The sequence below is a fragment of the Streptomyces sp. NH27 genome (genome assembly GCF_056859195.1).
Genome location: NZ_JACEGK010000940.1, coordinates 1 through 1,368, shown reverse-complemented (window position 1 = coordinate 1,368; position 1,368 = coordinate 1). Strand labels below are relative to the sequence as shown.

1 protein-coding gene is annotated in these 1,368 nt (G+C 75.2%); it reads right to left on the bottom strand.

Annotated elements, in window-relative coordinates; genetic code table 11:
• A partial coding sequence (locus tag AC13HU_RS37265; protein ID WP_483046432.1) for a sensor histidine kinase occupies positions 1–1,161 on the bottom strand: 1,161 nt, incomplete at its 3' end.
• Between the last annotated feature and the right edge of the window lie 207 nt (positions 1,162–1,368).

Sequence of the window (1,368 nt, the reverse complement as noted above, 5' to 3'; positions counted from 1 at the left end):
GTCCGGTCCCGGTCCCGATCCCGTACGGTCCTGCGCCGCGCCGCCGGCCTGCTCCGGCACCGCCCCGCCGAACAGCGGCGACGCCGACCCGGCCGCGGCCCCGGGCGTACCGTCGTCGTCCACCACGACCCGCAACTCCCCGCCGACCCGGTTGATCCGCACCACCGCGCCCGCCGTCGGCCCGGCGTGCTTCTGCACGTTGGTCAGCGACTCCTGGATCACCCGGTACGCGGTCAGGTCCACGGACGCGGGCAGCGCGGGCGGCTCCGCCCCGTCCGGCTGATGGCCGTCGCACTCGACCGTGACGCGCAGCCCCGCCCGCCGGAAGCCGTCCAGCAACTGGTCCAGCACCGCCAGCCCCGGCGCCGGCTCCATCGGCGCCTCGGGCTCACCGGACTGCCGCAGCAGCCCCACGGTGGTGCGCAGTTCGGCCAGCGCGGTCCGGCTCGCCTCGCGGACGTGCGCGAGGGCCTGCTTGGCCTGGTCCGGGCGGGAGTCCATGACATGCGCGGCCACGCCCGCCTGGACGTTGACCAGCGCGATGTGGTGGGCGACGACGTCGTGCAGCTCGCGGGCGATCCGCATCCGCTCCTCGGCGACCCGCCGCCTCGCCTCCTGCTCCCGGCTGCGCTCGGCCCGCTCCGCCCGCTCCTCGATCGCGGTGATGTACGCGCGGCGGCTGCGCACCGCGTCACCGGCCGCGGCCGCCATCCCGGTCCACGCGAAGACCGCGAAGTTCGCCTGGCCGTACCAGGGACCGTTGCCGAAGGACATCGCGAGCGCGGTCTGACCGACGCAGACCGCCAGCCCGGTCAGCCATGTGGTGTGCCGGTCGGTAAGGGCCGCGACCGTGTACAGCGCCATCGCCGCCGCCAGGATCACCGGGACCCGGCCGTCGGCCGGGCGCAGCGCGATGAACACCACGGACAGCCCGCAGGTGAAGGCGAGCACCGACCACGGGGCGCGGCGGCGCAGGCTCAGCGACGCGCACGCCGGCGCGGCCAGCCCGATGTCCACCAGGCTCAGCCGGTACGTGTCCGCGCCCAGCACGCTGCCCAGCAGGATCACCACGAACACGACCGACGCCAGCCCGGCGTCGGCCGTGGCCTGGTGGGCCCGCAGCCACTGCCACGGCGCGAGGACTCCCGATGGGTACTGCACGGTAAGCAACGGTAATACCCGTGCGCGCCGCCCAGCCGCCCCAACGGTTCCGTCGCCCCGGCGGCCCCGCCGGCTACGCGCCTTTGCAGCGGGGGCCGTTGCGGGTTGAGCGCCAGTGAGTGGCTGAGCGCGCAGTTCCCCGCGCCCCTGGTCTGGTTCGTGCGGCTCTTTCACCGTAGGAGCCGCAGACTCAGGGGCGCGGGGAAC